Source organism: Streptomyces sp. NPDC005070 (assembly GCF_053600395.1).
The window spans coordinates 1-2,315 of the sequence record NZ_JBSFZS010000379.1; the positions used below are offsets into that span (position 1 = coordinate 1).

At 69.9% G+C, this 2,315-nt stretch carries 2 protein-coding genes; both read left to right on the plus strand.

Going from position 1 to position 2,315, the window contains the following annotated elements:
- Nucleotides 1–121: 121 nt before the first annotated feature.
- Complete coding sequence (locus tag ACWEBX_RS39270) at nt 122–781, plus strand: TetR/AcrR family transcriptional regulator (RefSeq protein ID WP_451889490.1); 660 nt, start codon at nt 122–124, stop codon at nt 779–781.
- Nucleotides 782–836: 55 nt separating this feature from the next.
- Nucleotides 837–2,315 carry an FAD-dependent monooxygenase gene (locus ACWEBX_RS39275; protein ID WP_451889491.1) on the plus strand — a complete coding sequence of 493 codons (1,479 nt, stop codon included), beginning with the start codon at nt 837–839 and terminating at the stop codon, nt 2,313–2,315.

Below are 2,315 nucleotides of genomic sequence, written 5' to 3' on the forward strand. Positions count from 1 at the left end.
CCGGAGAGCTTCGAGCTGTGCACCCGCATGGTGCGGCCCGGCGGCCATGTGGCCAACATCGGCGTCCACGGCAAGCCCGCGACGCTCCACCTGGACGCGCCGACCACAGCGGCGCAACCAGGTGCTCTCCCGGGAGCAGATCATCGACACTGCGGTCGAGATGCTCGATGCGGGCGGCGAGAGCGCGCTGACCATCCGGGGGCTGACCGAACGGCTGTCCACCGGTTCCGGGGCGATCTATTACCACGTGGGCACCCGTGACGACCTGCTCGACATGGCGACGGAAACCGTGATCGGCGCGGCGCTGGTGACCCGGCCCGCCGGGGCTGCGGCCACGCCCGGGGACGAGATCCGTGTCGTCGCGCTGGCGTTGTTCGACGCGATCGCCGCACACCGGTGGCTCGCCACGCGGCTGACCCTCCAGATCATCCGGAATCCGGTCGGCCCGGTGACGGTGGGGATCTTCGAGCGGATCGGCGGGCAGATGGATGCCCTGGGCGTGCCGCGAGTCTCCTGGTTCGACGCGGCCTCGACGCTCGTGCACTACATCCTCGGAGCCGTCAGCCAGAACGCCCGCATCGAGGGGGACACCTCGGGGATCGACCCCGACGGGGATCGCGACGAGTTCTTCGATGCGGCGTCGACGGCATGGCAGGAGCTCGCCCCGGAGGCTTACCCGTTCATGCACGCCATCGTCGGCCAGATGAGGGAGCACGACGACCGCGAGCAATTCCTCACCGGCATCGCCGTCGTCCTCGAGGGCCTCACCCATCTGCGCTGACCCGGCCGATCCGGCCGGGTGACCCCATTGTTCATCTCTCGGAAGGACACCTCTCATGCATGACGTCGTGATCGCGGGCGGTGGCCCGGTCGGTCTGTTCCTGGCCGGCGAGCTGGCCCTGTCCGGCTGCTCGGTTCTGGTTCTTGAGCGGGACCCGGAACTCACCTCGCCCCTGAAGGCGTTCCCACTCGGGCTGCGGGGTCTGAACGCCGGGTCGGCCGAGACGTTCTACCGCCGCGGCCTCCTGGAAGCGATGGCGCAGGCTTCGGGAGTCAGCCCGCAGAACGTGGGCGCGGATCCGGAAGCGGTCGAGGCACCCGCCCCTCGTGAGCTGAGTCATTTCGCGGGCATGGCGCTTGCCGCGGCCGGCATCGACGCAGCCGCCCTCCCGCCCCGGCTGCCCAGCCCGGCGATGGAGGGGTTCATGACGAGCCTGGAAGCCGCAGGATCGGTGCTGTGCGAGCGGGCCACCGCGCTCGGAGTCGAGATCATCCGGAATGCTCCCGTCACAGCCGTGGCGCAGGACACCGAATCCGTCCTCGTCGCGGCAGGCGGCCAGGAGTACCAGGGGCGCTGGCTGGTGGGCTGCGACGGCGGGCGTAGCGCCGTACGTCAGCTCGCCGGTTTCGAATTCGTGGGCACCGAGCCGTTGTTCACCGGCTACGTCGCCAAGGTCACCTTCGCCGACTCCGAGCAGCTGCCGCTCGGGTTCAACCTGACGCCGAACGGCATGTATCTGCGGACGCCCTTCGAAGGGCACCTGGGCATGATGGACTTCGACGGCGGCACTTTCGACCGCTCCCAGCCACTGACCTGCGAACACCTCCAGACGGTCCTGCGCCGCATCAGCGGCACCGACGTGACGCTGAGCGAGGTCCATCTCGCCTCCAGCTTCACCGACCGCGCGATGCAGACGACGACGTACCGCGAGGGCCGGGTGCTGCTCGCCGGCGACGCAGCACACATCCACTCGCCCCTGGGCGGCCAGGGACTCAACCTCGGCATCGGCGATGCCGTCAACCTCGGCTGGAAGCTCGCCGCCAGCGTGCGCGGCTGGGCACCTGAGGGCCTGCTCGACACCTACACCACCGAGCGGCACCCCGTCGGCGCCGCCGTGCTCGACTGGTCCCGCGCCCAGGTCGCGACCATGAAGCCGGGCCCCAACGCCCCCGCGCTGCGCCAACTCGTCCACGACCTGATGCGCACCACCGACGGAACAACCCACGTATACCGAAAGACGTCGGGGCTGTTCAACCGCTACGACCTGGGCAGCGAACAGCCCTTCATCGGCTGCAGCGCCCCGGACTTCCGCTTCGAGGACGGCACCCGCCTCGGCGAACTGCTGCGCCAGGGGCAGGGAGTTGTGCTCGACTTCAGCACCGACCAGGCGCTGCAGGCCGCGGCCAAGGAGTGGGCAGGCCGGATCTGCTACGCGGCCGGCCCGGCGCGCAACGACCTCGGGCTGGGTGCCGCGCTGATTCGGCCCGACGGCGTCGTGGCCTGGGCAGTAAGGGCGTCGAGGACACACTCGTGA

Excerpts from the sequence above, each read along its gene's own strand:
- ACWEBX_RS39275 (WP_451889491.1), top strand. The coding sequence starts at position 837 with ATGCATGACGTCGTGATCGCGGGCGGTGGCCCGGTCGGTCTGTTCCTG.